Source organism: Pseudoalteromonas sp. 20-MNA-CIBAN-0454 (assembly GCF_040308685.1).
GTDB lineage: Bacteria > Pseudomonadota > Gammaproteobacteria > Enterobacterales > Alteromonadaceae > Pseudoalteromonas > Pseudoalteromonas nigrifaciens.
This window is the reverse complement of the sequence record NZ_JBEOOB010000001.1, coordinates 72,428-98,515: the sequence shown is the minus strand read 5'-3', so window position 1 is coordinate 98,515 and position 26,088 is coordinate 72,428. Positions and strand designations below refer to the sequence as shown.

The window sequence follows — 26,088 nt, the reverse complement described above, 5'->3', positions numbered from 1 at the left end:
ACTTTTAACTAAAATTTCTTTAGGTTATTCATCTGCCATCAATTTGATCTATGCTGATATGGAGCAATACGGTTTAACGTCCTCTCAAATAAGGATAAATAATGGCTAATATACTTTACCCGGCACCTTTAAAAGTAGGTTCTAAAATTGCGGTGTGTTCGCTTTCAGAAGGGATCGCGGCTAAATATCATGCTCGTTTAGAGAGTGTAATAAACGGTTTAAAACAGCGTGGCTATGAAGTAATTGAGGGGGCGTTTTTACGGCGCAGCGAAGCAACAGCAGAATTAGCTACCAAAGCCCATGCAGAGCAGTTAATGGGCTTTTTAGTTGACGATAGTATTGATGCAATTATGCCTCCCTTTGGTGGCGAACTTGCGATGGAAATACTGCCGCAACTTGATTTTAATGCTATTAAACAGGCTAAACCCAAATGGCTTGTGGGGTTTTCAGATGTGAGTACTGTAGCCTGTGCACTCACTGCTAAATGCCAATGGGCAACGCTGCATAGTGCCAATTTAATGCAATTGCACCCAAACGAAAAAAGCCCGTATTGCTTACAAATATTTGAAACCCTAAGTTATGAAGCAAATAGTGAGTTTACACAGGCACCATCAACACATTATCAAAAAGTAGCCCCCGATTATGCACAGCACCCAGAAGCTTTATTTAATTATACCGAGACGACTCAGTGGCAATGCTTAAATTACTTTGATCAGCGTACAATCGAAATGTCGGGGCGTTTATTTGGAGGCTGCCTAGATACCGTGGGTTTATTACTCGATTCACCATTTTTAGACCTGCATGAATTTAAAAAGCACAGCGCGCCCGAAGGGCTAATTTTATACTTAGAAAATTCAGAGTTAACCCCCACTACTGTAGCGCGATTTTTACTGTCGTTAAAACTAGCCGGTATATTTGACGACATTAACGGCATAATTATCGGCCGCAGTGAAATTACACAAGGCAAAAACCCCGAATTTGACTATCGCCACGCATTAAATGTAGCGCTTGGGGGCTGTATGTTTCCGGTTATTATAGATGCAGATATAGGCCATATTGCACCTAACTTAAATTTAATTAACGGTGCTACTTGCACATTAATTGCCGATATAAACGAAGGCAGAGTAATAAAAGCGTCATTAAATACGTCGCTCTCTTAATTGGCTTTGAATAACGTGCCGGTACAGGGGTATAATAAGCTGGCTTTTATAATTCGTTATTTAAGTACATTCTCAGGGCGGGGCGAAATTCCCCACCGGCGGTATGTTTAATTCACTATTTTAATTACATTTGTAGTGTTTAAATAAGCCCGCGAGCGCTTTGTTGTTTTATATAATATCAAAGGTCAGCAGATCTGGTGAGATGCCAGAGCCGACGGTTACAGTCCGGATGAAAGAGAATATGGCTTAATATAGCGTTAATAGTGCGTGGTTTTTGGCTGTGTGCTATTTATGTTTTTTAATTTAAGTTATTGTTGGTACTTATACTTTAATGCTTTTAGAGTTTATTTTATCGATCCTTTCAGTGTCCTGAATCTATTTATTTTTAATCAGGAATATAATGATGATTCAGTCTCTACTTACTCAATTTGGCGAGCCGTTAACGCGCGTCGAAAATGCCATTACCGCACTACAGCAAGGCCAAGGCGTATTGGTTGTTGATGACGAAAACCGTGAAAACGAAGGTGACTTTGTATTTTCAGCCGAGCATTTAACCACCGCCCAAATGGCTGAGATGATCCGCGAAGGCAGCGGCATTGTGTGTTTATGCATGGGGGAGGAGCGCATAAAACAGCTCGACCTACCGCAAATGGTTACTCATAACACCAGTCAAAACAATACCGCTTACACCATAACCATTGAGGCCAAAGAGGGCGTAACTACTGGCGTTTCTGCAGCCGATAGAGTTACAACGATTAAAGCCGCCACAGCCGACAATGCTAAACCTGAGGATTTATCGCGCCCAGGGCATGTATTTGGCTTAAAAGCTAAAACGGGTGGAGTACTGGTACGCCGTGGTCATACCGAAGCATCTGTAGATTTAATGCAACTTGCGGGTTTAAAGCCGTTCGGCGTTATTTGCGAGCTAACTAACCCCGATGGCTCAATGGCGCGTTTACCTGAGGTGAGCGGTTATGCAAATAAGCATAATATGCCAGTGGTATCGATAGAGGATTTAGTGCAGTACATTCAAATTGCACAACAAAAAGTAAGTTAACTGCAATAAAAAACCCCTGTTTAATTTAATTAAACAGGGGTTTAAATTATTAAAAACGGGCGATGAACGCGATTATAAAACCTGAATTACTTGCTCAGCGTCTAAACGCGATTTAGGTAACTTAGCATTATAGTCCTCAGCGCTATCGTGATAGCCCAGCGCTAATGCGACATCACATACGTAACCATCTAATTCTTTCGCAAAAATTTCACCAAGTAACTGCGCATCTACGCCTTCCATTGGGGTAGAGTCAATGCCTAAACGAGCAGCTGCGTGCATGGTATTACCAAGTGCAATGTAAGTTTGCGCTTTAGTCCAAGTTGCATTATTGCCTTGCTCATCGGTATTCATATCTACAAACGCAAACGCGCCAAAAGCTTGTTCACGGTTTTCGCTTTGCGTGCGACCATTTTTAATATCTGTGTCTATAACGTGTGCGTAATCATCACGGGTATAGTTAGTTTTGTGAGCAAAAAGCACAATATGCGATGCTGTTTTTGCGTGCTTTTGATTAAACTGAAACATATTTGCAAAGCTGTCATGAAAACGTTGCTTAGCTTGATCAGACTCAATAACAATAAACTTCCACGGTTGTGAGTTAATTGATGAAGGCGATAAACGCATAGCTTCATAAATTACGTTAAGGTCGTGATCGCTAATACGTTTAGCTGCATCATAATGTTTGGCCGTGTGGCGTTTTTCTAAATCGCTAATAATAGGGTGAGTCATGGTTTTCTCCGGGTAAATTTAACTTTAAAACAATCATACTTAACAGATAAAAATTAACGATTGGTTAGAGTAATAAGTGCTTAGTGCGAATGGCAGCTAATATACGCTTTGCTTTGTGAAAAATAAACAGCATAATAATTGAAACATTATCAAATAAAAATAGATAATATGCAGATAGACGATCTTAAACTTATTTTAAAAGTTGCAGAATTTAGAAGCATTACTTTAGCCGCAGCAAAATGCGATATGCGCACCGCAACCGCGAGTGCTGCCATTAAACGTGTAGAGTTAGCCCTTGGCAGTGAGCTGTTTATAAGAACAACACGCCACTTACGCCTTTCGGCAGCGGGTGAGCGTTACATTCCTCAGTGTGAGCAAGCACTTGCAGTGCTAGAGCAAGCAAAACAAAACCTCAAAGGCGAACATGATGAAATTGAGGGAGAGCTGCGCGTTGCACTATCATCAGATTTTGGGCGTAATTTAGTGATCCCCTGGATTGATGAGCTTATGGATAATTATCCTAAACTCAGTTTAAGAACGCATATAAGCGACAGTAACGTTGATTTTTATCGTGATTCGGTCGATATAGCGCTGCGTTATGGATCTCCGAGCGATACTAATATGTATGGTTTTAAAATTTGTAATGTACCACGGCTCCTTTGCGCCACTAAAGAATACTTAATAGCACATGGTAGCCCCAATCACCCAGACGAATTGAATCGTCATCAGGGCATGTTTTATCAACTACAAGACATTATAAATAACAGCTGGGAATTTACCGACGGGCAAAGTAAGTTTAAAGTTAAAATGCAAGGTAAGCGTGCCTCTAACGATGGCGATTTAGTTAGGCGCTGGTGCGTTGCAGGTAAGGGGCTGGCGGTTAAGTCAGCGCTCGATATAGCAGATGATTTACTGGCCGATAGGGTGGTTACGGTGATGCCAAATTATCAACATGTTAGCGGTGAGTTATGGCTTATTTGCCCAAGCAGGCAGTCGATTACTCCCGCGGTGCGTTTACTGCGCGATGTGTGCCGTGAAAAATGCCGCACAATTTTAAAACAGTTAATTGCCAAAGGTATTATTGATAAAAGTGTATTGGACTAGCCATTTATTTACGCTTGATAATTTTAAGTGTAGGGTATAAATATAAGGCTTTAGCTTAAGGTGGTAAATATTAAGTCGGGCAGTTAAATTTAAATAAAGGACTTTTAATAAGGTGTGCTTATGGATTATTTAGTTGCAACCGTATTTTTTGCTGTATCAGCTTCGGTCACTCCTGGGCCAAATAACATCATGCTTATGACCTCAGGGGTAAATTTTGGCGTGCGAAAAAGCCTACCTTTACTTACGGGGATCTGTATTGGTTTTGCCTTAATGATACTACTGATAGGCTTAGGCTTTGGGCAATTATTTGCGTTGTTCCCTAATTTGCATTTAATTATTAAGTGCTTAGGAACACTGTACTTGCTGTATTTAGCATGGCTTATTGCTAAATCTGGCAGTGTAAACTCAACAAACAGTCAAACCAAGCCGCTTACTTTTATAAAAGGAGCACTATTTCAGTGGGTAAATGGTAAAGCATGGGTTGTAGCCACTGGTGCTATTGCGGCGTTTACAACCGTTGGCGCAGGTTATTACGGGCAAAGTTTTACATTAGCGCTGACGTTTTTGTTGGTTGCTTTTCCGTGTGCAGGAGTATGGTTGTTTTTTGGTACATTATTAAAGCAAGTATTAAAGTCTGAACGTTATAGACGCTACTTTAATTATACTATGTCGGCGTTACTGGTTTTATCGGTAGCACCTGTGGTGAAAGAAATTACGCTGCAGGTATTCTCCCAAGGCGTTTAAACAAAACACCCTGAGAGCAAATTTAAACAATAAGAAGTCAATGGGCCTAGGCTCGACCATTTTTAAAAGTCGGGCGCTACTTCAAACTCTAACTGCTGATGATTAATCGGGTGGCAAAACGATAAGTACTCGGCATGTAAATGTAATCTATTAGCTTTTTCACCGTAGTGATCATCACCAACTATGGGCATATTTAAGCCTAACTTGTGCGCGCAATGTACTCTTAGCTGGTGCGTACGCCCCGTTTTAGGGTAAAGGTGCAAACGGGTAATATTATCTTTTCGCTCTAACACCTGCCAAGTAGTAAGGGATGCTTTACCGTGTTGATAACACACTAATTGGCGCGGTTTGTCATCAAAATCTAAGCGCAGAGGTAAATCAATTGTGCCACTGTTTTGAACTACATTTCCGGCAACTAAAGCAACGTAACGTTTTTCTATGGTACGCTCTATAAACTGTTTTTGCAGGGCTTTATGCGCTCTTTTATTGAGTGCAATAATTAATAACCCTGACGTTGACATATCTAAGCGATGCACAATGAGCGGGCCGGTAGCGTGTGGAAATTGTGTTTTAATGCGCAAATAAACCGAGTCTTCAATATTAACCCCAGGAACGGACAAAAATTCAGCAGGTTTATTGATCACTAATATGTCCTGATCTTGGTAAATAATAGTTAAATCTTTACCAATAGCAGGGTTGATCAATAATGGATTTTCTTCTACATGTAAGCCTTTGAGCATATGCCCTAAAATGGGTTGGCATTTACTATAACAAGACGGATAGTAATGTTTATGATGCCTAATAGCTGATTTAGGCGCAGCGCCCCACCAAAATTCTGCCAAAGCTAAAGGTTTTAAATTATGTTGATACGCATATTGCAATAACTTAGGCGCGGCGCAATCTCCTGCGCCTGCTGGTGGCGTATGCTCAGGCAAGGGTGCAAAAATAGCGTTTAGATCTTTAGTTTCGTTATTAGCATTTAAAAATTGGTATTGCGCAAACAGCTTTTTTTGTAAGCTTTTAGAAAGTGTTTTACGACGTTTTTTTAAGTGTGCAATTTCATCAGTAATATTATTTAGAGCTTGCTGCAGGGTGTCGAGTTTACTTTGCCATTGCTGCTTTAGTGCTTGTAGTTGCTTTTTTTCGACAATACTTTGCCCCGCTAACTGAATTTTTAGCTGCTCAAAGTCAGTTGGGGATAACTGAGTGCTTGCATCAGTGCGTTGTTGTTTACGCATTCGGCGGCTAACTTGCATTACCGCTTGCTGCGCTTCTAACTGCTGCTGATAAGTGGCATTGGCTTGGTTAAATGCGTTATTAAGAGTGCTAAATTGCTCACTATTTTCTAGCTGCTCAATTTGGGCGTTAATATTATTAATAATGCTGCTTTGTGCTAAATACTCAGCATCGTGTAGCTGCATATCGGCCACGGCAGGTACAAAGTTAATTTTACTGCTTACGCCCTCAAGTTGCCCCGAGTAAGCGGCTAAATAACCAAGCTGTTGCTGATTATTTTGCACCACGAGTACGCCAAACATTTTACCCGACTCTTCATTATTAGCTGGGTTTGCCAAGTACTCTAACTGTGTTTCGAGCTGTTGTTGCAACTGCTCGGTTGCTGCTACAGCAATTGCTTTAGGCTCATAGTAAAAAGGAAAAGTAAATTTTTCTGGCAGCGCCATGTGATTTACAGGCGCTGAAAATGGCGTAAAGCAAGTAGCAATATTTGGCATGGGCAATATAATAATGAAGTTTTTAACAAGATAATTAGCCAATATAATAACATAGTCGCTGCTATGTCACTAAGTGTGTTGTGTTATTAGTATGTGCCTTAATTGTTTGATGTAACGGGTTGCTGCAAAGTTTTAATTAAATGAGTAGCGCCATTATTTATCGTAATTCGTGTTAAAATATTAGCCCGTTAAAAAATCAATATTTTAGTGAGCTAGGCTGGGCTTTAATTTTACAAAACGCTAAGCGTTAATATCGTGTGTGTAGCATCAACTAGATTACTAATAAGCAAATGCATTTAAACAGAGGTTATTATGAAAACACAGCCTATGGCGTGTCGGTTAGGCTGTGGGGCATGTTGTATTGCGCCAAGTATTAGCTCGCCCATTCCAGGAATGCCAAACGGTAAAAAGGCCGGAGAGCGTTGTATTCAGCTAGATGAGCGTAATTTATGTAAGTTATTTGGCGACGCCAGTCGGCCAAAAGTATGCAGCGATTTTAGCGCCACATTAGATGTATGCGGTACAACTAATGCGCAGGCTTTAGCGCTTATTACTGAGCTTGAGGAGTTGACCTGAGCAAGCCTATCATCTACAACCACCTGGTAAATAATAAGCTTGCTTGTGAAGTGGGCTACCAGCTATACGTTGCGCTTAGCGTATATTGCTCGCCACGTCCAGGAGTGCCCGGGATCTCTTGAAACGATTCATTCCACAGGTTATCTGCGGCCAATGTAATAAATAAGTTTTTAATCTGCGGCGGCATTATTTTTAAGGTTAAATGAGTAAATAACGCATCATCATCGCCACTGCGCAGCGTATTTTCATGTTGTTTGCGCCACTCGTTATCTATACGAAACTCTAAAATATCTGTTGGGTTCCAAATAGCCGCAAGGGTTAGCCTATGGTCTGGGTAGTTTAATGCGTAAAAGCTGGCATCTATATCGGCTGCGCCATAATTCTCTGATTTTTTTAAAAAGCTATAACTGGCAATAATTTCTGCGTTATCAAAATGCTTAGTTGCAAGAAACTCAACCCCCGAGGTATTAATATCTACCGGATTGGCAAAGCGGGCAGAAGTGGCATCAAAACTATAAGTCCAATCGGTTAAGTTATCATCTTGGCGATAAAAAACAGCAGAGTTAAAGCGCCAACTTTGTCGTTCTAATAATAAGCCCAGCTCGAGGTTTTTAGTACTTTCGCGCTCAAGGTTATAGTTACTTCTAAACAAACCGCCAGTGTCACTGCCGCCAATTGCGGTATAGCCTGCTACTTGGCTTGCCTGTGCATACGATAAATAAACAGTGCGCTCAGTGCCGTCGCTATTTTGTGTATTTAAAGTTATATCACCAATAAGTGAAATTTCAGAATCGTCACGATTGGTATCGTCAAAAGCCGCACCAAGGCGAATAGTAAGGTGTTGATCGCTCTCAAGTGCCATTTGGTACTCTGGCAGCACACTTACTTTATAATAATTACGTGAGGTAAAATTATTTTCAAGCGTGGTCGATTCAATCGAATCATTAATAAATTGCGCAGAATAATTGAGAGCAAAAGACGTGCTGTACGCATGGCGCCCTGAAAGTGCTAGTGATTTAACGTCGGTTTGATGAAACGCTTCGAACGACATTGGGTTTTCACGAGAATACACATAGTGATCCTCGTGTTTACGATAATATGTAGATACTTCAAACGAGCTCTCGGCGCTATAGTTTTGCTTATGGTTGAGCATAAATAGCTGAGTTTTAAGATCTTCAGTTTCGTTAACCCCAAAAGGAGTATACAAATTTGGCCAACCAAAAAATTTTTCTTGAGAGCCAAAAAACAGATCGGTTTGTGAGTCTGGCCCCACTAATTGAACACGGCTTGAGGCGCGGGTAAAGTCATGATCGCCATAATCAATAGAGCCATCACTTTGTGAGTGAGAAAACTCGCCTTCCACACCCAGCTGCCAATTGGTAATACCATCCAATGGTATATTCACGCCCGCATGCAGGCTTTGTAAATTAAAATCATTGCTACCAACCCCAAGTGACACGCTACCACCTGTACTAATTGGCTTCCAAGCAAACGATACTGTACCAACTGAACTGTTAACGCCATAAAGTGCATTATCTGCTGCGGTGAATATAGCTGGGCCACGTAGCATTTGCGGCGCTATAGGAATTTCGGCAAAATAATGTCCCGACTGCGGATCGAACAAAGTGGCGCTGCCAACCCTAAAACCAGTATTTTCGAAAATACCACCACGAATGGTTACATCTGCTTGTGCTTCGGCCATATTACGCGATTGCACATCAACACGCGGATCATACTCTAAATTAGAAACCGGTGAGTCGAAAGTGCCCACGGGTTCTTTATTTGCAGTAGGGGAGGCTTCAACCGTTATTTGCTCTATTGCAGTGGCATTTTTAGTTTGCACTTCAGCGTAGGCAAAGTCAGTAACACTGCATAGCAATGTAGGTAATAATACGGGTAATATAAGGCGCGGGGCACGATTCATGTTTTTCTCATTTTTGTATATGTAATTGTGCTAACAATTAAATCCGAAACACGCCTGTTAAGGCGTGATAAAGTAGTCAAATAATTGTAATTTGGCTTGGTATTGTATATTAATCTTAAAAAATTGCATTTGATAATCATTCGTAAAGTAGGGTAATTGATTTTATGAGCACAGTACAAACAAGCGAAAATTTGCATCTAGAAAGTATTTACTTTGCCGGAGGCTGCCTTTGGGGGGTACAAGAGTTTATTAAGTACTTACCCGGCGTTGTTACCACTGAGGCTGGGCGAGCTAATGGCACAAATAATAATACACAAGGTGAATACGACGGTTATGCCGAGTGCGTGAAAGTAACCTTTGATATAACAGCCGTGACACTCTATAAACTGATTGAATACTTTTTTGAGATTATTGACCCTTACAGTGTTAATAAGCAGGGTAACGATGTTGGTTTAAAATACCGTAGTGCTATTTATAGTAAACAGCAATGTCACTTAACAATTGCAAACGACTATATAAATCAACGCGCTGATGCAGATAAAATAGTGGTACAAGTTCAGTTGCTAACCAATTATGTTCCCAGCGATGCAGAGCACCAAGACCGGTTAACTAATTTTCCCGATGACTATTGTCATATCCCACCTGAGTTATTACATAAATATAAATCGAAATAAAGTTAAAGTCTGCTATATCAATTATGCTAAGAGCAACTGTTTCTCTCATCAGTAAGCTCTGTGGCTATAGTAAAACTTTAATAAAAAACATTCAGCCACAAAAAAGCTCACAAATTGTGAGCTTTTTATGTGCTTTAAAACCTGCCGCTACTTTTGTGGCGGGAAGTTATTTAAAATTTTAGCGACTGTTTTTCTAACCGACAGTTCACGTTGCTCAGGAGATTGGTTTTTCTTTAATCGACCATCTTCAGCGCCGCGCCATACTAACTGGTTTGATTCACGGTCAATAATATCAATAACTAAAGTACCTACTTCGTATTCACGAGCAGATATATCGTTTTGATACCCTAAACCCCACGAGCTCCAACGAGCGCCGTAGCCAATATTAAAAGAACTTACGTCTAGCTCTTTATCTACCGATGCATGGTAGTTTACCAGCACGTCTGCTTGAGCAGGATCGGCTAAGCTCATGCCCATTTTTTGATTAAGCTCACTGCTTATTGCGCTGCGTACACGTTTTTCCATTAACGCATTAATTTGATAATTATTGGTGTCTTTTGTTAAATCTGCATTTTCTACCCACGCAAACGTTTTATAGTTAGCAAAGTTTGCTGACTTGTCGTAATCCCAATCTGCGGTTTGCGTACAAGCAGTTAAAAACGCAAGTGCGGCTACAATAAAAATATTTTTCATACAGTTTACTCCTAATCTTTTTTATAAAATAACACACATTGTTAGGCAGTGTGATATTTAAGCGCTTAACAACAGTTTAGCTGCTATAGCTGAACCATTGATTAATTACTTAATGTTCAACTTCTATCCAGTCTTTTTCGTCTACCCAGTTTTGTGCACCGTCTTTAACTGAGCGAATTGGCACAATATAATCGCAGCTTGTTTGTGGTTTAACTGAGGCAAATATAGGGACGAAGCCAAAGCTAAGTGCGGTTTCAATAATTGCCTTTTGATTTTGCGGATCAATGTCGGCGGCTTCATCTATGTATATAGGTATACGGTATAAATTTTGTTCTTGTGAGCTTAACAAATAGCGAATAAACAACATACCACATAATAACTTAATAGTTATGCGCGTACCGTTTGAACCCGCCGAGTCTATTTTGTCAAAGTGTTCGGTATCGCCTGCGCGATTGACTACTTCAAAACGAATATCAAATAAATCGGTGAGGGTAAGGCCAGCTTTGTCGGAGGCGAGCTTAATTAAATGATCTTTCGCCTCGTTTACTGCGCTTTCGCTATACGGTTCTTGGCTGAGTAAATCCAGCGTGTCCCCTTGCTCAAACTGATGCGAGGTACTAATTATAGTATCTATACTATCAACTAACATTTTGCGCGGTATTACATTAATTTTAAATGCTTGCAGGTTCGAAATACGATGCTGGCTAATGCCTTTATTAAAGCTGTTCATTTCGCGGCGCAGGCGGTCTAAATCTTCGCGTAGGCCTTTAATGGTTGCGGCTACTTCTGTTAGGGCCACACGGCCTTGACGCTCAACGGCATCGCGTTCGTTATCAATGTTATGAAACGCACTAATGAGTTTTTGATACTTACTAAACTCATCGTTTTCGTTATCAAACTTGGTAATACCGGCATTATAAATATGCAAATAGGTATTGCGTACGTTTATCTCAAAGTTACGCAGCTCTTGGCAGTCTTTATTAAAGTGGTGCACTAGGTCGCTTAAATTATCAAAGTCTATTGTTACCTCTATCATGTAAGGGGTAACTTTGCCGCTGTATAAATCAAGCGTGTGATCAATTCGTTCGCTTTTCACTTGGCGCAGACGATCTGATTGGCGATTAATTTGCGCCTGTTTTGATTTAATAATTGAGCGTCTGTCGCTAATTGAGCCGCTATTTTTTTGAATGTCTTGTAGGTAGTCGTCAACCTGATCGCGCTCAGCTAACAACTGCTCTTTTAGCATGGTTTGTGCTTCAGCCGATTGCAGCATAGTGTCAAACTGCTCTAAACGTTTAAGGGCGGCCTCGGCGCTCATTAGTTCATCGTACAAGGTGTCTTTTTCTTTTTGCTTATCGGCCACATTTGCAGCTACATCGTGCTGTTGCTTAAACTCTTTTAAAGCATGCTCAAGGGCACTTAATTGAGCGGTTAGCTGCTCTTTATTTTCGCCGCTTTGCATTTGTACAGGGGAGAGCTTTTTAAGCTTAATACTCGCGCCAGGTAAGCTAAGCACGCCGCCTTTTACGTTTTCGCTTAAGTGCGATAAAAACGCACTAAATGCGTCTTCGTCATCAATGCTTATGTCGCCATTGCTGGTGGTTGCAAACGAGAGCATGTCGGGGTTTAAAATGCGCGAAATTTCTTCCACTTCTTTTAACGACAGCTCTTCGCGCATGCGGGTAAATAAATTAAACTCCAAGTTTTTAAGTTGTAGCTTTAAGCTCTTAATTTGTTTTTGGGTTTCGCTAATACGGTAGTCAAGTGTATGCAGGCTTTGCCCTTGTGCGCTGGTAATAGAGTGTGAAAGCGACTCGTAGTCTTGCTTTAACTGGGTAAGGCTCGTTTTAAGCGTGGCTTTGTTAACCAGTTCAAATTCGTTTTTAAGTGCGTTAAAATCTAAAAACCATTGCTCTATTTGCGTTTGCCTGCGCTCTATATCGCGCGACTGCTGTACGTACAAACTTTGCTTTTGTTCAAACTCGTGTTTTTCGTGTTCTATGTTTTCAAGTGCTATTGCTAGCTCTTCTAGTTGCGACTCTTGGTAGTTGTCAAAATCAATGAGTGCTTGGTCAATTTTTGGAGCATAAGCCGCTAATTTACCTTTTAGAACGGTTTGGTTCTCTAGCATCGACTCAAGCGCCGCTATGGGCTCTTGCATCGATTCAAGGGCGTGCAATTCACGTTTACTGCGGTTTACTTTATCGAACGAGCGACGCCACACTTCATAAAAGTCGACCTTAGAGTTAGACATGTGGCGCTCAAATACACGTAGCATAAAGCGTTTTACATCGGCGGCACCGAGTTTATGTAAGTTAAGAATACGGCGAAATATTTCTTTATAAATAGTCGAATCTTGAACGTTATTAAGCGGGATCATTTTTAAGTTGATCTCGTCGTCAAACGGGGTTGCGCCGCCGGTGAGTAGGGCGTTTAGTTCTTGCGCTTTTAGCTCTATGGGGTTGTAACCAAGCTGTTTTAAATGGCTGAACAGCTTAGTGTATTTAATAATGGTTTTACCTTGGGTGTACTGCTCTAAATCAAGCTTGCCTTGGTAGCAAAAATATTGATGCGCATAACCGGCAATTTTCCCCAAACCCGCTACACCAATCACTACTGAGCCATGGGGCAAATTTGCTTCAAGCAAAATGTAGGATTGATCTGACGAAAAATAAAACTTTCGGGTTTCGTCTAAATCGTGGCCATCCCATTCGGTTAGGCGTAAATCGTTAATAAGCGGAAATTGCAGGGCATTTATTACTGAGCTTTTACCCGTATTGTTGGGCGCGCAAATAGAGCTGCTTTTATCCAGCGGGATCACACACTTTGCGTAACCTGCGGTATTGAGTAGGGCGAGTTTACTTAGTCCGTATAAATTTTTCATTCCTCGTCCTCTGTTAGGTAGGTTTCTTCGTTTACTTCCATTAAGGCATCTATATAGCGATGGATAGGGGCTTGTAGCATAAAGCCTGCTTCTACTTCGCGTGCCAAACCTAAGCGTACCATGCGCAGGTACACGTCTTTGCGCAGATCTGAACCCGAAAATATCTCTAGTTGATCAAACAAGTGTTTGTTAATTTGCACTAAGGTTTGCATTAACTCTAAATCGTTTACTTCGTCGAACAAGGCGCGCATTGGGTCTTTGCCGGTGTTGGCGTAGTGCTCAATTAAAATATAAATAGTGAGCGCAATAGCACGGGATATTTTGCCCATATTGGGTGTACTTTCGTCGCTGCTAAAGTAATAAAAGCCACGGCTGTCGTGTTTTAGCTCATTACCTAGGGCGCTAAATAGCGCGCTGTACGCGTCTATGTTTTGATCCAGCTCTTGCCACATTAGGTTGTCTTGTTCGCAAATATGATAACCCGCCACTAATTTTTTATTAATTGCTTGTAAGTGGGTAAGCTCGTTTAAGTTTATTTGTGTCATGGTGATTACTCATCTGCCTTACTAGGTGTTTGCGGCTGTGAATTATAGGGATAAAGAGAAAAATACTGACCGGCAATTTTAAAGCGCGCTTTTTCATCGCTTTGGCTTTTTTCAAGCTCGTTGTCACTTACTAATTTTTGATACAAAAACAGCATTTCTTCGGCATCTAAATCGGGGTAACTTTCGTCTAAAAATTGCAGCAATGGTTGCGGCTTTTTACGTTTTGTATTGAAGCGTTTTGCAAAGCTGCTTTTAACATCGTTGTAATCGGGAATATTTGGCGTTTGAAAAGGCGGTACATCTTGCTGATCAGGCAATTGATATTCTTGATGCTCAAACTCAACCAAACTTGCCATATAGGCAACTATATGGCGTTGTTGCCCCAGCGAGTAACGCTGTGCGTCGCTCACAAAATGCGGTTGCACCGCAGTTAGCATGTTGTCTACGCCATTTTTACGCACTAACCCAAGCACTTTTGCAGCTTGGCGGGTAATTAAGTTATTACGGCGTAGTTCTTCACGCAGTGGCATAAGCATGTCGGCACTTTTACGCAGGCTTTCGCGGCCGATTAAATGCATTTCGAGAATACGGGTACGTAATTGCTCTAGCATGCGTTTGTCGGTATATGCTTTACCCGATTGCTCAATATGTTGTATTTGTGTACTAATTTGCTGCTCTATAAGGTTAAAGCAGGCATGAAAATCGCCTCGAATATCAACCATTTCTAGCATTGGCTCTATGTATTCGTCAAACGCTTCTATTACCGCTTTATAACGCTTTTGCAGCGATTGCACCGCGTTATTAGATTTAGCTTGCTCAACAATATTTAAAATGGCGTTTTCGTTGTGTGCGTACAGTTTCATTATTTTGCGCACCCGATCATCCATAATACGGCTAAAACGGCGTAAGTCGTCAAAGTCTTCCACTTCGCCCGCGTTAGCTAAGCGATCGCCAAGGCGGGCTAAATCCTCTACTAATACGCTAATTTCTTGTGCTAAACCTAAATGTTCTTCTTGCAGTAAAAATGTAGCAAAGTCGGCAATGGCACGGTTTATTTCAAGCTGCGAAGATTTCGCTAAAGGAATTATAATATCTTGATTTAACAAGCGATTAGTTTCTTTATAAATACGCTCGTTATGCCATGTAGGTTGTTTTTGTTTAATGGCATTTTGCAAATCTTTAATACTAAAGTCGGCCATTTTAAAACGTTTAAATAATAGCTCTAGCACCCCCCAATGTTCGCTAAGGGTATTTAATAGCTTTTTAGCTGGGATCATAAGGCGTTTATACATCCTAGTATGTTGTTAAATAAGTAGCTAAATAAGCTAGTTATTCGTAATTTTAATAGCGCTGATAGCTATATGGTATTCGTTTTTACAACGATTTAATAATAGTTTTTACCAGGTCATAGTGATAACATCCGCACCGAAAATAGGCACACGAAATGTGCGGCTCTATTTTCTTCATAGGTTCAATTTTTACATTATTCCAAAGGTTGTTCAATTATCATGGTTTCCTCTATTATCCTGACTTTAATAGCGATTGCATTTTTGCTGATCGTTATTGAGGATATAATCCACGTAAACAAAGCTAAAACGACACTTTTTTTTGGTACGCTCTGCTGGATTATCTCTTTTATCTTCCCTATTAATGGGCAAAGCCCTGATACGATTCAATCACTCCTTAATCATAATATTTTAGAAATTGCCTCCTTATGGTTGTTTTTAATGGCGGCAATGACCTTTGTTGCCTATTTAAACTCAAAAGGGTTTATCGAAAATATTGTTAACCGGATTATGCCAAAACGAATTAGCGAACGTAAGTTAATGTTTTTGGTTGGTGTTTTTGCATTTATATTCTCTTCTATTTCCGATAACGTAACCGCTACGCTTATATCTTTAGCGGTGGTTTTATCATTAAAACTTGAAGCCAAAAAGCTAATTAGATACGCCACGCTGATTATCTTTGCGGTTAACTCCGGTGGTGTGTCGTTAATTACCGGCGATGTAACCACGTTAATGATATTTTTAGATGGCAAAGTAACTATTAGCAATTTGTTATTGTTAATTGGGCCAGCATTTGTAAGTGTGATGCTGTTAGCCGCACTGTTGTCAATTGGCTTAAATGGCCAGCTCGACTTTACTAAAACGAAGCAAAAACGCATTGAAAAAACCGATATTACAATTGCAGTTATCTTCTTATCTACGGTTATTGCTACCTTAACACTGAGTGTTTTATACAGTGTACCGCCATTGCTTACCTTTTTGTTTGGTTTGTCTATGATGTTTTTAGTAGCGCAATTTTTAATGCGCAAAAAAGACATAAACAAAGACATGATAGATTTCATTCGTGAAATAGAATACGACACCTTGTTGTTTTTTGTAGGTGTATTATTACTGGTAGGAGCGCTAAAAGAAGTTGGTATGTTAAGCCACTTTAGCGACCTGTACACAATAATGGCACCTGAATACGCAAACTATTTAATGGGTATATTGTCGGCAGGCGTTGATAACGTACCACTTACAGCCGCGTTATTAAAAGCAGATATAGTAATGACACAACAGCATTGGCTGTCGTTTACCTATGCCACAGGCGTAGGGGGCTCTATGTTAATTATAGGCTCAGCGGCGGGTATTATTGCCATGAGTAAAGTTAAAGAACTGACCTTTATGAACTACTTACGTTTGTCGTTTTATTTATTAATTTGTTACACCGTAGGCTATACCGGCTCCTATTTTATGGCTGGTTTTGTTTAATATTAGTTATTAAAGTGCTTGACAGCTAGATGTCTAAACGATAACTTTCAAAGCCCCAGTAAAGTATTGAGCTTTTCAATATATTGCTGGGGTTTTGTTTTATTAGTGATTGCTGAAATAGCCATTAATACAACATTCAGAAGAGGTGCGATACTTAGGTATTTAATGTGAGGTGACGAACGCCGTTGAGCATTAAAGAGGGAAGTACTCGCCGAGAAAAATAACACGTCGTCGTCGTTGTTTTTCGGTTTATGGGGCTGAATCCTCAAAACTGTCACCAATATAGGTGGAGAGCTTCTGGCAGTGAATTTTCTTACCTTATATTTGCTGCCAAGTTCTTCTTGTTTTATTACGGTTTGGATGCCGTGAAAGGAGACGAAATGACAACCCAATCAGTGCCACATGTAGTATTAGGCAACAAATCAAATTATACCGTTGCTAAATTTGGCGGCACCAGCGTAGCTAACTTTGCAGCTATGGATCACAGTAGTAAAATAATAGTAGCAGATAAAAGCGTGCGTATTGTTGCACTAAGCGCCAGCGCAGGAGTCACTAATCATTTAGTTGAGCTGTGCAATAGCAGCCTTAGCGAAGATGAGCGCCAAGCGCATATTAACGGTGTGCTAGCGATTCAGCAGGCTATTTTAGCTGAATTGAGTTTAGATACCGATTTAGAGCAGGGCTTTGCCCAGACGTTAGCGGCATTTGAAAAACTAGCCAGCCAAACGTTACAAACAAAAGCGCTACATGACGAGCTATTAAGTTTTGGCGAGCGATTATCAACTTATTTATTTACCCAAGTGCTGCGCTCAAAAGGTTTAAATGCAATACGCTTTGACGTGCGTCAAGTGCTTAAAACCGACAGTCAATTTGGTAAAGCAACTCCTAATGTTGCAGCTACTGCACAAGCAGCAAGCGCATTACTTATTCCGCTGTTAGACGATCAAGTAATTGTTACACAGGGCTTTATTGGCAGCGACGAGCACGGCCAAACGACCACTTTAGGGCGCGGTGGATCAGACTACAGCGCGGCATTATTGGCCGAGGCTATTCATGCCAAAAGTGTACATATTTGGACTGACGTAGTGGGTATTTTTAGTACCGATCCGCGTTTATGCGTAAAAGCCACGCCTATTGCACGCCTCAGTTTTGATGAAGCTGCCGAAATGGCTACCTTTGGTGCAAAAGTATTGCATCCGGCAACTATTTTACCCGCCAGCCGCAGCCATATTAATGTGTTTGTAGGGTCGAGCCGTGAACCTGAGCGTGGTGGTACTTGGATTGAGCGTGAAAAGTCGCAACTGCCAGGAATCCGCGCAGTAACACAACGCAAAAACCAAATATTACTTACTCTTAAAAGCCCAGAAATGCTATTAGCTAGTGGCTTTTTAGCACGAGTATTTACTATTTTAAGTGAGTTTAATATTTCGGTAGATTTAGTGACCACCTCTGAAATTAGCGTAGCAATAACGCTTGATAACGCGCCTAATGCATCGCGCCCAGAGCTTGATCAGGGGTGTTTAGATAAACTTGCTGAGTTTTGCCATGTATCGGTAGAAAATAACTTAACTTTAGTGGCGCTTATTGGCTCAGAAATACAGTTACGTCAGCATGAAATGAACTTAATGCAGGTATTAAGTGACTTTAATATACGGCTAATTTGCCACGGTGCAAGTAAGCATAACTTGTGCTTTTTGGTCGAGCAAGGCGAATCCGACAACGTAGTGCAAGCTATTCATAGCCGACTATTAGAGAGCGATTGCGCGGCCTAATACAGCTAAATTAATAAGAGAGCACTGCCAGTCAGTGCTTTTTTCGCTCACTACACTTATATCAAACTTACCCACCACAGCACTGCTGGCATTAAGCTGCGCGCAAGTTAATTCAGTAAACACATTAGGGCTTAGCAACTTGGCAATAGGGCGGCTAGTGGCTTTAGCGAGCGCTTCTTTTAAGGTCCAAATTCTAAAAAAGTGTTTAGCTTGATCCTCTGCATTAGCAGGCTTGGTGATCAGCGCAATTTCATCGGTATGATAAAAATGCTTTGCGAGCTTTTCAAATGGGCGCTTTGTGCTTATTTTTTCAATATCGAAACCAAACTGGGCTTTTGTAGGGTTAAGTGCAGCGCCAACAAAACCATTAGAATGCGATATACAGGTATTAATAACGGTGTGGCTGTTATTAATGTGTAGCGCTAATTTACTTGTTTGTAGGTTAAACTCTGAACTTATATTACACGGCTTAATGCCCGCCATATTAGGGTGCGAGGTTATAACTAAATACTTAAGTAATAATCGCGTGGCTAAATATTCTTGCTTGGCCGATACACTTTTACGGCGGTTTATTATTTGTAGCTCAAAAGGGCTTAAATAATCAGGCAAATTATATTGGCTTATATCGAGCGTTTTAGCGTCAAACAATAAAATAGGGCTTTTATTGTTACTAAAAGGCTGATTAATTTGCAGGGTGTTTTTAAAGTAAAGTGAACTCATAAACGCTCAAAATAATAATAAATTTAATACCGATTACCTGCTTGTATGCATAAGCTGAACATATAGTGAGCGGTTGTTAGTTGTTGTGCGCGCTAGGTACATTTTTATTACTAAGGCGCGATGAAATATGGTTTAATTCACAACAGCTAAAATAATAACAGATTTGTAGGTGTATGACACAAGTGCGTGATGGTTTTCAAAGTCGACTTGGTTTTGTATTGGCCGCCGCTGGCGCAGCGGTAGGTCTAGGTAATATATGGGGTTTTCCTACGCAGGCTGCTAATCATGGTGGCGGTGCTTTTTTACTGGTTTACTTTATTGTTATATTTTTACTTGCTTTGCCGGCTTTATATACCGAGCTGTATTTAGGGTATTACGCCCAAGCTAATCCGGTAAAAGCACTTAGGCAAGCATGGCAAAATAAAGCCCCTAAAGTAGGCGCGGCTGCAGGTTATATTGGCCTTGGCGGCGCTATTGTAATGCTTAGCTTTTATTCAATAGTGGCGGGGTGGATGCTGTCGTATGCTATTGAACCCGTAACTACATTTTTAGGCTTTAGCGGCGCTAGCGAATTTTTACACAGCGACTCTGCGCTGCGTAATTTTGTGTTTACCCCACTTATGCTTATTTTAACCGCGAGTATTATTTTAAAAGGGGTTAAATCGGGTATTGAAACCTGGTCACGGCGTTTAATGCCGGTGCTACTAGTATTGCTAATTGGTTTAATTATTTATATTGCAACGCTAGATGGTGCAAGTGATGGCTTTGCAGCGTATTTAATACCTGATTTTAGCCAAATACTCGACCCTAACTTAATTATTGCAGCTATGGGGCAAGCCTTTTTCTCCTTATCGCTAGGTGTGGGCTGTATGATGATTTACGGCTCGTATTTAAAACCCGGTGCTAACTTACCAAAACTGACTGCCAGCGTAGCACTACTCGATACCAGTGTGGCCTTTTTAGCTGGTTTACTTATTGTGCCTGCTATTTATGTGGCGCAGCACAACGGCGTAGAAGTGTTTAGTAACGGTAAATTAATTGGCGAAGGGCAGCTTATTTTTGCCATTTTACCAGCGTTATTCAGCACCATGGGCGATATTGGCTTATTGGTTGGTTTATTGTTTTTTGTATTAATGTCGATAGCCTCGGTTACTTCTACTATATCAACCACCGAAATTCCGGTGGCGTTTTTAGTCGAAAACCACGGCGTTGATCGCACTAAAGCTACGTGGCTGGTTAGTGGCGTAGTGCTAGTGTTTGCCAGCTTAATAATACTTAATTTTGATTGGTTATTTGGCTTGGTTATTATGGTATTTACCCAGTACCAATTACCGTTAATGGGGCTGTTTTACTTTGTTACAGTGGGCTGGTTATGGCAGCGCGGTAACAAATTACACCAAGCAACTAGCGGCGCGCATTACTGGTTTGCTCAGTACATACGTTTTGTTTGCCCAATATTAATGACCTTGGTATTTGCCAATGTGGCATTTAGTAGTTAAGCATTACTGCACGTTATAAATAAAACGGGAGCTTTTGCTCTCGTTTTGCTTTGTTATTTAGCTGTTAGCAATAACTGATTTTCAATTGCCTGCTTTAATGTTTCTGGCTTGGTGCGCGGCGCATAACGAGAAACAAGTTGGCCTTGCGAATTAATTAAAAATTTAGTGAAGTTCCACTTTATTACTCGTCCTTGCGAAATACCTCTGGTGTGCAGTTTTAAGTAATTAAACAAGGGGTGAGCTTCTGGGCCGTTTACCATTACTTTGGCAAATATTTCAAATGTAGTATTAAATTGCGCTTGATAAAAGCTGTTAATGGCTAAATTATCAAGCGGCTCCTTTTGGCCAAATTGATTGCACGGAAACGCTAAAATGGTAAATCCACTGCTTTTATACTGCTGATACAGTTTTTCTAAAGCGGTTAACTGCGCCGAAAAATGACATTCACTGGCAATATTTACAATAAGTAGCGTTTTGCCTTTTAACTGCTTAAAAGAAAAAAGCGCCTTGTTACAGCATTCTGCATTAAATTGATAAATACTATCCATAGATCACCTACTTAAATTCCTATTAAATAAACTTTATAAAGACTTCATTCGCTTTTTTATCAACCGATTGACATAATCAGGCATGGTTTTTAAGTTATCAGTTTAATAGGTCATTTTTATGTCAATGAAAGTAGCATTTATAGGTTTAGGCGTAATGGGTTACCCAATGGCGGGGCATTTAGCAAAAGCAGGGCACAGTGTGTGCGTTTATAACCGTACTCAAGCTAAAGCTCAAAAGTGGGCTAACGAATTTAGCGGCAGCTTTGCAGCCTCTCCACGCGAAGCTGTAAACGATGCCGACATTGTATTTATGTGTGTGGGTAACGACGACGATTTACGCTCGGTAGTATATGGCGAAAATGGGGTATTAGCCGGTATTAAAGCGGGCAGTATTTTGGTCGATCATACTACTACTTCAGCAACTGTGGCACGCGAAGTGGCAGCAAAAGCAGCGTTATTAAAAGTCGACTTTATTGACGCGCCAGTATCGGGTGGCCAAGCTGGCGCCGAAAATGGCGTGCTTACGGTAATGGCTGGTGGCAGCGAAGCTGTATTTGCCAAAGTGCAGCCTGTTATGACGGCATTTAGTCGTTTTAGCCAATTGTTAGGTGGCGTAGGCTCAGGGCAATTATGTAAAATGGTTAATCAAATTTGTATTGCGGGTGCAGTACAGGGCTTAGCCGAAGGCTTACATTTTGCAAAACAAGCAGGGCTTGATGGTGAAAAAGTAATAGAAACTATTTCTAAAGGCGCAGCCGGTTCGTGGCAAATGGAAAACCGTTACAAAACCATGTGGGCAGGGGAATACGACTTTGGTTTTGCAGTTGATTGGATGCGTAAAGACTTAGGCATAGCGCTTAATGAGGCTAAAAATAACGGCGCAACGCTAGCAATGACAGCCACAGTAGATGGGTACTACGCCGACGTGCAAGCATTAGGCGGTGGCCGCTACGATACATCAAGCTTACTTGCACGCATTGAAGCACAGCATAAAAAATAACGTTTACCTTGAGTATATCGTTGTAGACGCCAAGCTTGCGTGATGTGCAAAGCCCGTAAAGTGATTTATTCACCAAGAGGTTAAGAGGCGCTGCGCTTTTAGAGGAAGTGATAGATCTAAAAAGATCATTGTTGGTTTTATGTCTTCTCATTTACTTAAAACAAAAAACGCGACGCTTTAGTTATAAAGCGTCGCGTTTTTGTATGCCTTGTACCAATAAACTTAAAGCAAGCTACATGCTTTGTGCGTAGTTATATAAGGCTTTTAAAATGGTTAGGTTTTTTTCACTGTCGTCGTGCTCATGGGCTAAATTTTCAAGTGTGATCATAAAGTCTTGAGCGTTAATTGAGGGTTGATCTTCCCCGTGCATTAACTTGTTTTGACAATACTGACGCCATTGATCCAGCTCTTGCTGGTTAAGCGTTTGCGGCCAGTTACGAGCGCGGTATCTAAACAATAAAGTATTAAACTTTTTATTTTCAAAATCGAGTTTTAAATCGGCTAAGTCTTCGGGTTTTGCATCGCGAATAATCGCAAATTTAGCTTTATCAGCATGGCTAGTAAACCCATCGTAAAGTAAATAGTCAACGTTAGTTGTGGCGCTGTAATCGCCTTGTTCGTTAAACACCTCAGTTACTTTATCGCGCAACTCGCTATTGGCTTTTAACACCGCCAAGTTTTTTAAACATTGCTCGCGGTCAATGCCTAAACGCGCTGCATTTTCAGGTAATAACGTTTTAGCAGGTGCTAAAATAGGGCACTTGTTTAAATGCACTAGTTTTAACCCTACGGGTAATTCGTCTTCAGCTAAATCAATACGCTTGGTATATAAACGTTTACGTAATTGCTCAACACTTAAATCAATAAGTACTTGTGGGCTTTGGGTTAAATCAAAACAAATTACGGCATTTTTATTTACCGGATGAAAGCTCATAGGTGCAACCCAGCTAGTACAGCCTTGCGTTGCTGGAATGCGTGAGCTGGTATGTACAAGCGGGGTCATGTTAAATACATCAACCAACTCAGCTAAGGCTTTTTTACCACGTAAACTAAAAAAGAAGTTATACAGCTTTGGCTGCTTGTCTTTTATTAGTTTAGCCAGTGCAATAGTAGCGGTTACATCGGACAGTGCATCGTGCGCCGCAGCGTGTTCAATACCGTTGGCAACGGTTAAATGCTCTAACTTAAAGCTTGGGCTACCGTCTTCTTTTAACGGCCATTCAATGCCCTCTGGGCGCAGTGCATAACAAGCACGCACTAAATCAATAATGTCCCAGCGACTATTGTTGTTTTTATATTCGCGCTCGTACGGGTCGTAAAAGTTACGATAAAAGCTATAACGGCTTACTTCGTCATCAAAGCGAATACTGTTATAACCGGCAACACAGGTATTTGGCACACTAAATTGTGCATGAATTTTTGCTATAAATTCAGCCTCAACCAAGCCTTTTTTCATCGCCACTTGTGGCGTAATACCGGTAATTAAACACGCCTCAGGATGCGGCAAGTAATCCGCCTGCGGTTTACAGTATTCAATAAGCGGCTCACCAATAATATTCAAATCAAGATCGGTACGAACACCCGCAAACTGGCTCGGCTTATCCTTTTGCGGACTAGCCCCCCAAGTCTCGTAGTCGTGCCAATAGATTGTTGCTTGATTTTGCTCTTGATATGCCATGCGTAAAACCTTGAGTAGTTAACTTTAAAGCGCAAAAAATAGCGCCAAGTTACTAAAATTATGAATTATTTAGATTATGGCATATGGGCGGGGGAGTTTATAGTTTTGGGTGAAAAATGATGTGCTTGCTTTTTAAGCATAAGTGAAGCAAAAAGTAAGTAGAGGGGCTACGACAACTAGATAAATTATATGAGAGTAAATTAATGAATCATCACTAGACTAAAGTCTATAGGTTAGTTTTATTCACCTATTGAGTTTATTTTAATCGTTTGTCGATTTTGTGTTAATTCTCTAAAGTTCAGTTGTCGGCAATAAGCACGACTTAACTAATAGGACTATGACCATGAAATTAACACTTATCAAAACTATCGCTCTTAGCTCACTACTTACATGTTCAGCTGCTGCAATGGCTGAGCAAAGTGATTACAAATTAATGGTTATTGAAACCGCAACTGCACCACAGCAATTAGAACAGTCGTTTAACAGCTGTGCGCTTAACGTTAAGTCAAAAAATTACGCAGAAGCTGAAGCCGTATGTACACAAGCAATAGCACTATTAAATAATGCACAAGGCTCTAAATTTAAACTACGCCAGCTTACATCGTACGCGTTAAGTAACCGTGGTGTTGCACGTTTAAAAGCAAATAACGAGACTGCTGCAATCGCTGATTTATACGAGGCAGTGCAGCTTAATAAAAACGCACTTGTATCACATAACTTAACGCGCGCTAAACAAGAGCTATCTTTATAAGAAGCATTAAATAGCAAAGATTAAAAAGGGCGATGCCTTTATAAAGTATTATTATTAATTGTGAACAACAAAAAATGCCGCTCATTTTACTGAGCGGCATTTTTGTATTACTAATTTATGTGGTTGCTAGCTTAGCCTGCAACGGGTGTACTGCCTGTTGGAATGTCTTTCATGCTTTTAATTAGCATGTAAATACAGGTGGTGGCTAAGCAGCCGCCTAAATAAAGTAAAATACCATCGCTTGCATCAGAGAAGTTAGCTGCAAGCATTGGGCCTAGCACAGAGCCTAGGCTGTAGCTTAAAAGCATGATTTCGGTTGCTGATACAATTTTAGCCATAGGCAAAGAGTCGCAGGCGAGCGTAATGGCAATAGGGTAAAGTGCAAAACTTGCTGCCCCTAACACTAAATAGCTAACAACTAAGCCGCTAAAGCTGGTTGTTTGCAATATACCTAACACGCTTGCTGCACCTAAAAAGCAAAACATTGCCATGAGTAAGTTTTTACCCATACGAGTAGATAAGTAACTTACAAGTGGCTGTACTAACATGCCGCCAAGAATAATAATTGCCATTAACAAACCTGTATATTGAGCTTGCTCGCTTTGTGCTGCGATATATACAGGCATTAATCCGTAAATTGGCCCCAGTAATAGCCCCGACGCTAAGCAACCTAATATTGCTGGGCGGCTAAGGGTTTTAATTTCTTTTAATGGCAGTTTTTGTAGTTCTTGGCTATCTGGTTGGCCTGATGTAATTAATAACGGTGCTAAAATTGCTAGCAATAATAAACCAACTACAAATAAGTAGGGCACAGCACCTACCGTGCCTAGCGGTGCTATAGCAAGTTGGCCTACTGCGCTGCCGCCATAAAGCGAGGTCATGTAAAGGCCTAAACGTTTAGCACGAGCTTTAGGCGTGTTGGTCATTAATAACCACGATTCAACCACCACAAATACACCTGCAACGGCCATACCGGCAACAAAACGCGCCATTAACCAAACCCCAGCTTTAGGCATAACTAGCTGAGCAAGAACACTTAAAATTAATAAACTAAGAAATAAAATAAAAGCAAACCTGTGGCCTATTTTTACTACTATGCGTTCAATGCATGTAGCGCCAATAAGTAAGCCAAAATAAAATACACTCGCTAGCCATGGGGCAAGATCTACATCGAGTTTAAATGCCGATAGCGATAGCGGGATCAGGCTCATTAAAAAGCCAGAAGCTATAGCAAAAAAAGACAAACCGATAACAGGTGCTAACGGGTTATTTGACTTGCTAGTAGCAACGAATTCTATCATTAGAATTATCCGATTTTAAGGTCATAAATAAACGCTGTTTACCGACTCTGTTTTAAGGCGATTATTTATTGTTGGTTGATTTTGCGGCGAATGTAGGACTCTTTTGAAAGGAAGTAAAGTGATTTTTTATTAATCAATGAAAATAAATTTTTAACTGCACAATTACGTAAAATAAGCGCACAATTGCGGCGTGTTTGTGTTTTAAACGTATTTAAATTGTATGATTTTTGTTATTTTATT

Annotated in this window: 22 protein-coding genes and 2 riboswitches; of the genes, 11 read left to right on the top strand and 11 right to left on the bottom strand. The window is 40.6% G+C overall.

Translation table 11 applies throughout. The features are described from left to right. The first annotated feature begins 101 nt into the window (after positions 1-101). On the top strand, positions 102-1,160 hold the full coding sequence (locus AAEZ22_RS00500) for a S66 family peptidase (RefSeq protein WP_352295733.1): 1,059 nt from the start codon (positions 102-104) through the stop codon (positions 1,158-1,160). Between the two features lie 64 nt (positions 1,161-1,224). After that, positions 1,225-1,405, top strand: a riboswitch (FMN riboswitch). A 158-nt stretch (positions 1,406-1,563) separates the two neighbouring features. After that, a complete protein-coding gene (gene ribB, locus AAEZ22_RS00495; protein WP_011327916.1) occupies positions 1,564-2,217 on the top strand; it encodes a 3,4-dihydroxy-2-butanone-4-phosphate synthase in 654 nt (217 codons plus the stop codon). 72 nt (positions 2,218-2,289) lie between these two features. Here ribB and AAEZ22_RS00490 read toward each other — a convergent pair whose 3' ends face one another. Then, positions 2,290-2,946: a nitroreductase family protein gene (locus AAEZ22_RS00490; protein WP_086993412.1), complete on the bottom strand. Its 657-nt coding sequence runs from the start codon at positions 2,944-2,946 to the stop codon at positions 2,290-2,292. A gap of 168 nt (positions 2,947-3,114) precedes the next feature. On the opposite strand from AAEZ22_RS00490, the gene AAEZ22_RS00485 reads away from it, so the two are divergent. Continuing rightward, the gene (locus AAEZ22_RS00485; protein WP_089368947.1) at positions 3,115-4,050 is read left to right on the top strand and encodes a LysR family transcriptional regulator; all 936 of its coding nucleotides are present in this window, start codon (positions 3,115-3,117) and stop codon (positions 4,048-4,050) included. A gap of 120 nt (positions 4,051-4,170) precedes the next feature. Further along, positions 4,171-4,794, top strand: a complete 624-nt coding sequence (locus AAEZ22_RS00480) for a LysE family translocator (RefSeq protein WP_011327920.1) — start codon at positions 4,171-4,173, stop codon at positions 4,792-4,794. A gap of 62 nt (positions 4,795-4,856) precedes the next feature. On the opposite strand, the gene AAEZ22_RS00475 is transcribed toward AAEZ22_RS00480, so the two are convergent. Further along, entirely contained in the window at positions 4,857-6,527 is a 1,671-nt protein-coding gene (locus AAEZ22_RS00475) for an RluA family pseudouridine synthase (protein ID WP_182677125.1), read from the bottom strand. A 312-nt stretch (positions 6,528-6,839) separates the two neighbouring features. Between AAEZ22_RS00475 and AAEZ22_RS00470 the strand changes: the two genes are divergently transcribed. Continuing rightward, on the top strand, positions 6,840-7,103 hold the full coding sequence (locus tag AAEZ22_RS00470) for a YkgJ family cysteine cluster protein (protein WP_011327924.1): 264 nt from the start codon (positions 6,840-6,842) through the stop codon (positions 7,101-7,103). Positions 7,104-7,158: 55 nt separating this feature from the next. Here the strand turns inward: AAEZ22_RS00470 and AAEZ22_RS00465 are convergent, their stop codons facing one another. Next, positions 7,159-9,027 (bottom strand): TonB-dependent receptor plug domain-containing protein, encoded by a 1,869-nt coding sequence (locus AAEZ22_RS00465; protein ID WP_182677036.1) that lies wholly within the window; start codon positions 9,025-9,027, stop codon positions 7,159-7,161. A gap of 164 nt (positions 9,028-9,191) precedes the next feature. Between AAEZ22_RS00465 and AAEZ22_RS00460 the strand changes: the two genes are divergently transcribed. Next, on the top strand, positions 9,192-9,701 hold the full coding sequence (locus AAEZ22_RS00460; RefSeq protein ID WP_011327926.1) for a peptide-methionine (S)-S-oxide reductase: 510 nt from the start codon (positions 9,192-9,194) through the stop codon (positions 9,699-9,701). A gap of 147 nt (positions 9,702-9,848) precedes the next feature. Here AAEZ22_RS00460 and AAEZ22_RS00455 read toward each other — a convergent pair whose 3' ends face one another. The 4 genes from AAEZ22_RS00455 to AAEZ22_RS00440 form a co-directional block, all read right to left on the bottom strand. Next, positions 9,849-10,394 carry a DUF4136 domain-containing protein gene (locus AAEZ22_RS00455; RefSeq protein ID WP_011327927.1) on the bottom strand — a complete coding sequence of 182 codons (546 nt, stop codon included), beginning with the start codon at positions 10,392-10,394 and terminating at the stop codon, positions 9,849-9,851. A 109-nt stretch (positions 10,395-10,503) separates the two neighbouring features. Beyond that, complete coding sequence (locus tag AAEZ22_RS00450) at positions 10,504-13,278, bottom strand: Mks condensin complex protein MksF (RefSeq protein ID WP_182677038.1); 2,775 nt, start codon at positions 13,276-13,278, stop codon at positions 10,504-10,506. Continuing rightward, positions 13,275-13,823: a condensin complex protein MksE gene (locus AAEZ22_RS00445; protein WP_011327929.1), complete on the bottom strand. Its 549-nt coding sequence runs from the start codon at positions 13,821-13,823 to the stop codon at positions 13,275-13,277. The genes AAEZ22_RS00450 and AAEZ22_RS00445 overlap by 4 nt, the downstream gene beginning before the upstream one ends. A 5-nt stretch (positions 13,824-13,828) precedes the next feature. Then, on the bottom strand, positions 13,829-15,100 hold the full coding sequence (locus AAEZ22_RS00440; protein WP_352295816.1) for an MksB family condensin complex protein: 1,272 nt from the start codon (positions 15,098-15,100) through the stop codon (positions 13,829-13,831). Between the two features lie 231 nt (positions 15,101-15,331). Here AAEZ22_RS00440 and nhaD point away from each other — a divergent pair, with 231 nt between their 5' ends. Both nhaD and lysC read left to right on the top strand, forming a co-directional pair. Then, positions 15,332-16,579 carry a sodium:proton antiporter NhaD gene (gene nhaD / locus AAEZ22_RS00435; RefSeq protein WP_182677040.1) on the top strand — a complete coding sequence of 416 codons (1,248 nt, stop codon included), beginning with the start codon at positions 15,332-15,334 and terminating at the stop codon, positions 16,577-16,579. A 132-nt stretch (positions 16,580-16,711) separates the two neighbouring features. After that, a riboswitch (Lysine riboswitch) is annotated at positions 16,712-16,884 on the top strand. A gap of 75 nt (positions 16,885-16,959) precedes the next feature. After that, positions 16,960-18,351 (top strand): lysine-sensitive aspartokinase 3, encoded by a 1,392-nt coding sequence (gene lysC, locus AAEZ22_RS00430; RefSeq protein ID WP_181949559.1) that lies wholly within the window; start codon positions 16,960-16,962, stop codon positions 18,349-18,351. Here the strand turns inward: lysC and AAEZ22_RS00425 are convergent. Continuing rightward, positions 18,328-19,071, bottom strand: a complete 744-nt coding sequence (locus tag AAEZ22_RS00425) for a 4'-phosphopantetheinyl transferase family protein (protein ID WP_182683252.1) — start codon at positions 19,069-19,071, stop codon at positions 18,328-18,330. The genes lysC and AAEZ22_RS00425 overlap by 24 nt on opposite strands. Before the next feature lie 173 nt (positions 19,072-19,244). On the opposite strand from AAEZ22_RS00425, the gene AAEZ22_RS00420 reads away from it, so the two are divergent. Beyond that, complete coding sequence (locus AAEZ22_RS00420; RefSeq protein WP_011327935.1) at positions 19,245-20,570, top strand: sodium-dependent transporter; 1,326 nt, start codon at positions 19,245-19,247, stop codon at positions 20,568-20,570. A 53-nt stretch (positions 20,571-20,623) separates the two neighbouring features. Here AAEZ22_RS00420 and AAEZ22_RS00415 read toward each other — a convergent pair whose 3' ends face one another. Next, positions 20,624-21,118, bottom strand: coding sequence for a glutathione peroxidase (locus tag AAEZ22_RS00415; RefSeq protein ID WP_192531459.1), 495 nt, complete (start codon positions 21,116-21,118; stop codon positions 20,624-20,626). A gap of 118 nt (positions 21,119-21,236) precedes the next feature. On the opposite strand from AAEZ22_RS00415, the gene AAEZ22_RS00410 reads away from it, so the two are divergent. Continuing rightward, a complete protein-coding gene (locus tag AAEZ22_RS00410) occupies positions 21,237-22,118 on the top strand; it encodes an NAD(P)-dependent oxidoreductase (protein ID WP_182683253.1) in 882 nt (293 codons plus the stop codon). A gap of 232 nt (positions 22,119-22,350) precedes the next feature. Here AAEZ22_RS00410 and sbcB read toward each other — a convergent pair whose 3' ends face one another. Beyond that, on the bottom strand, positions 22,351-23,796 hold the full coding sequence (gene sbcB / locus AAEZ22_RS00405; RefSeq protein WP_011327938.1) for an exodeoxyribonuclease I: 1,446 nt from the start codon (positions 23,794-23,796) through the stop codon (positions 22,351-22,353). A 343-nt stretch (positions 23,797-24,139) separates the two neighbouring features. Between sbcB and AAEZ22_RS00400 the strand changes: the two genes are divergently transcribed. Beyond that, positions 24,140-24,547, top strand: a complete 408-nt coding sequence (locus tag AAEZ22_RS00400; RefSeq protein WP_011327941.1) for a hypothetical protein — start codon at positions 24,140-24,142, stop codon at positions 24,545-24,547. Between the two features lie 131 nt (positions 24,548-24,678). Here the strand turns inward: AAEZ22_RS00400 and AAEZ22_RS00395 are convergent, their stop codons facing one another. Beyond that, the gene (locus AAEZ22_RS00395) at positions 24,679-25,848 is read right to left on the bottom strand and encodes an MFS transporter (RefSeq protein WP_089368155.1); all 1,170 of its coding nucleotides are present in this window, start codon (positions 25,846-25,848) and stop codon (positions 24,679-24,681) included. Positions 25,849-26,088: the final 240 nt, after the last annotated feature.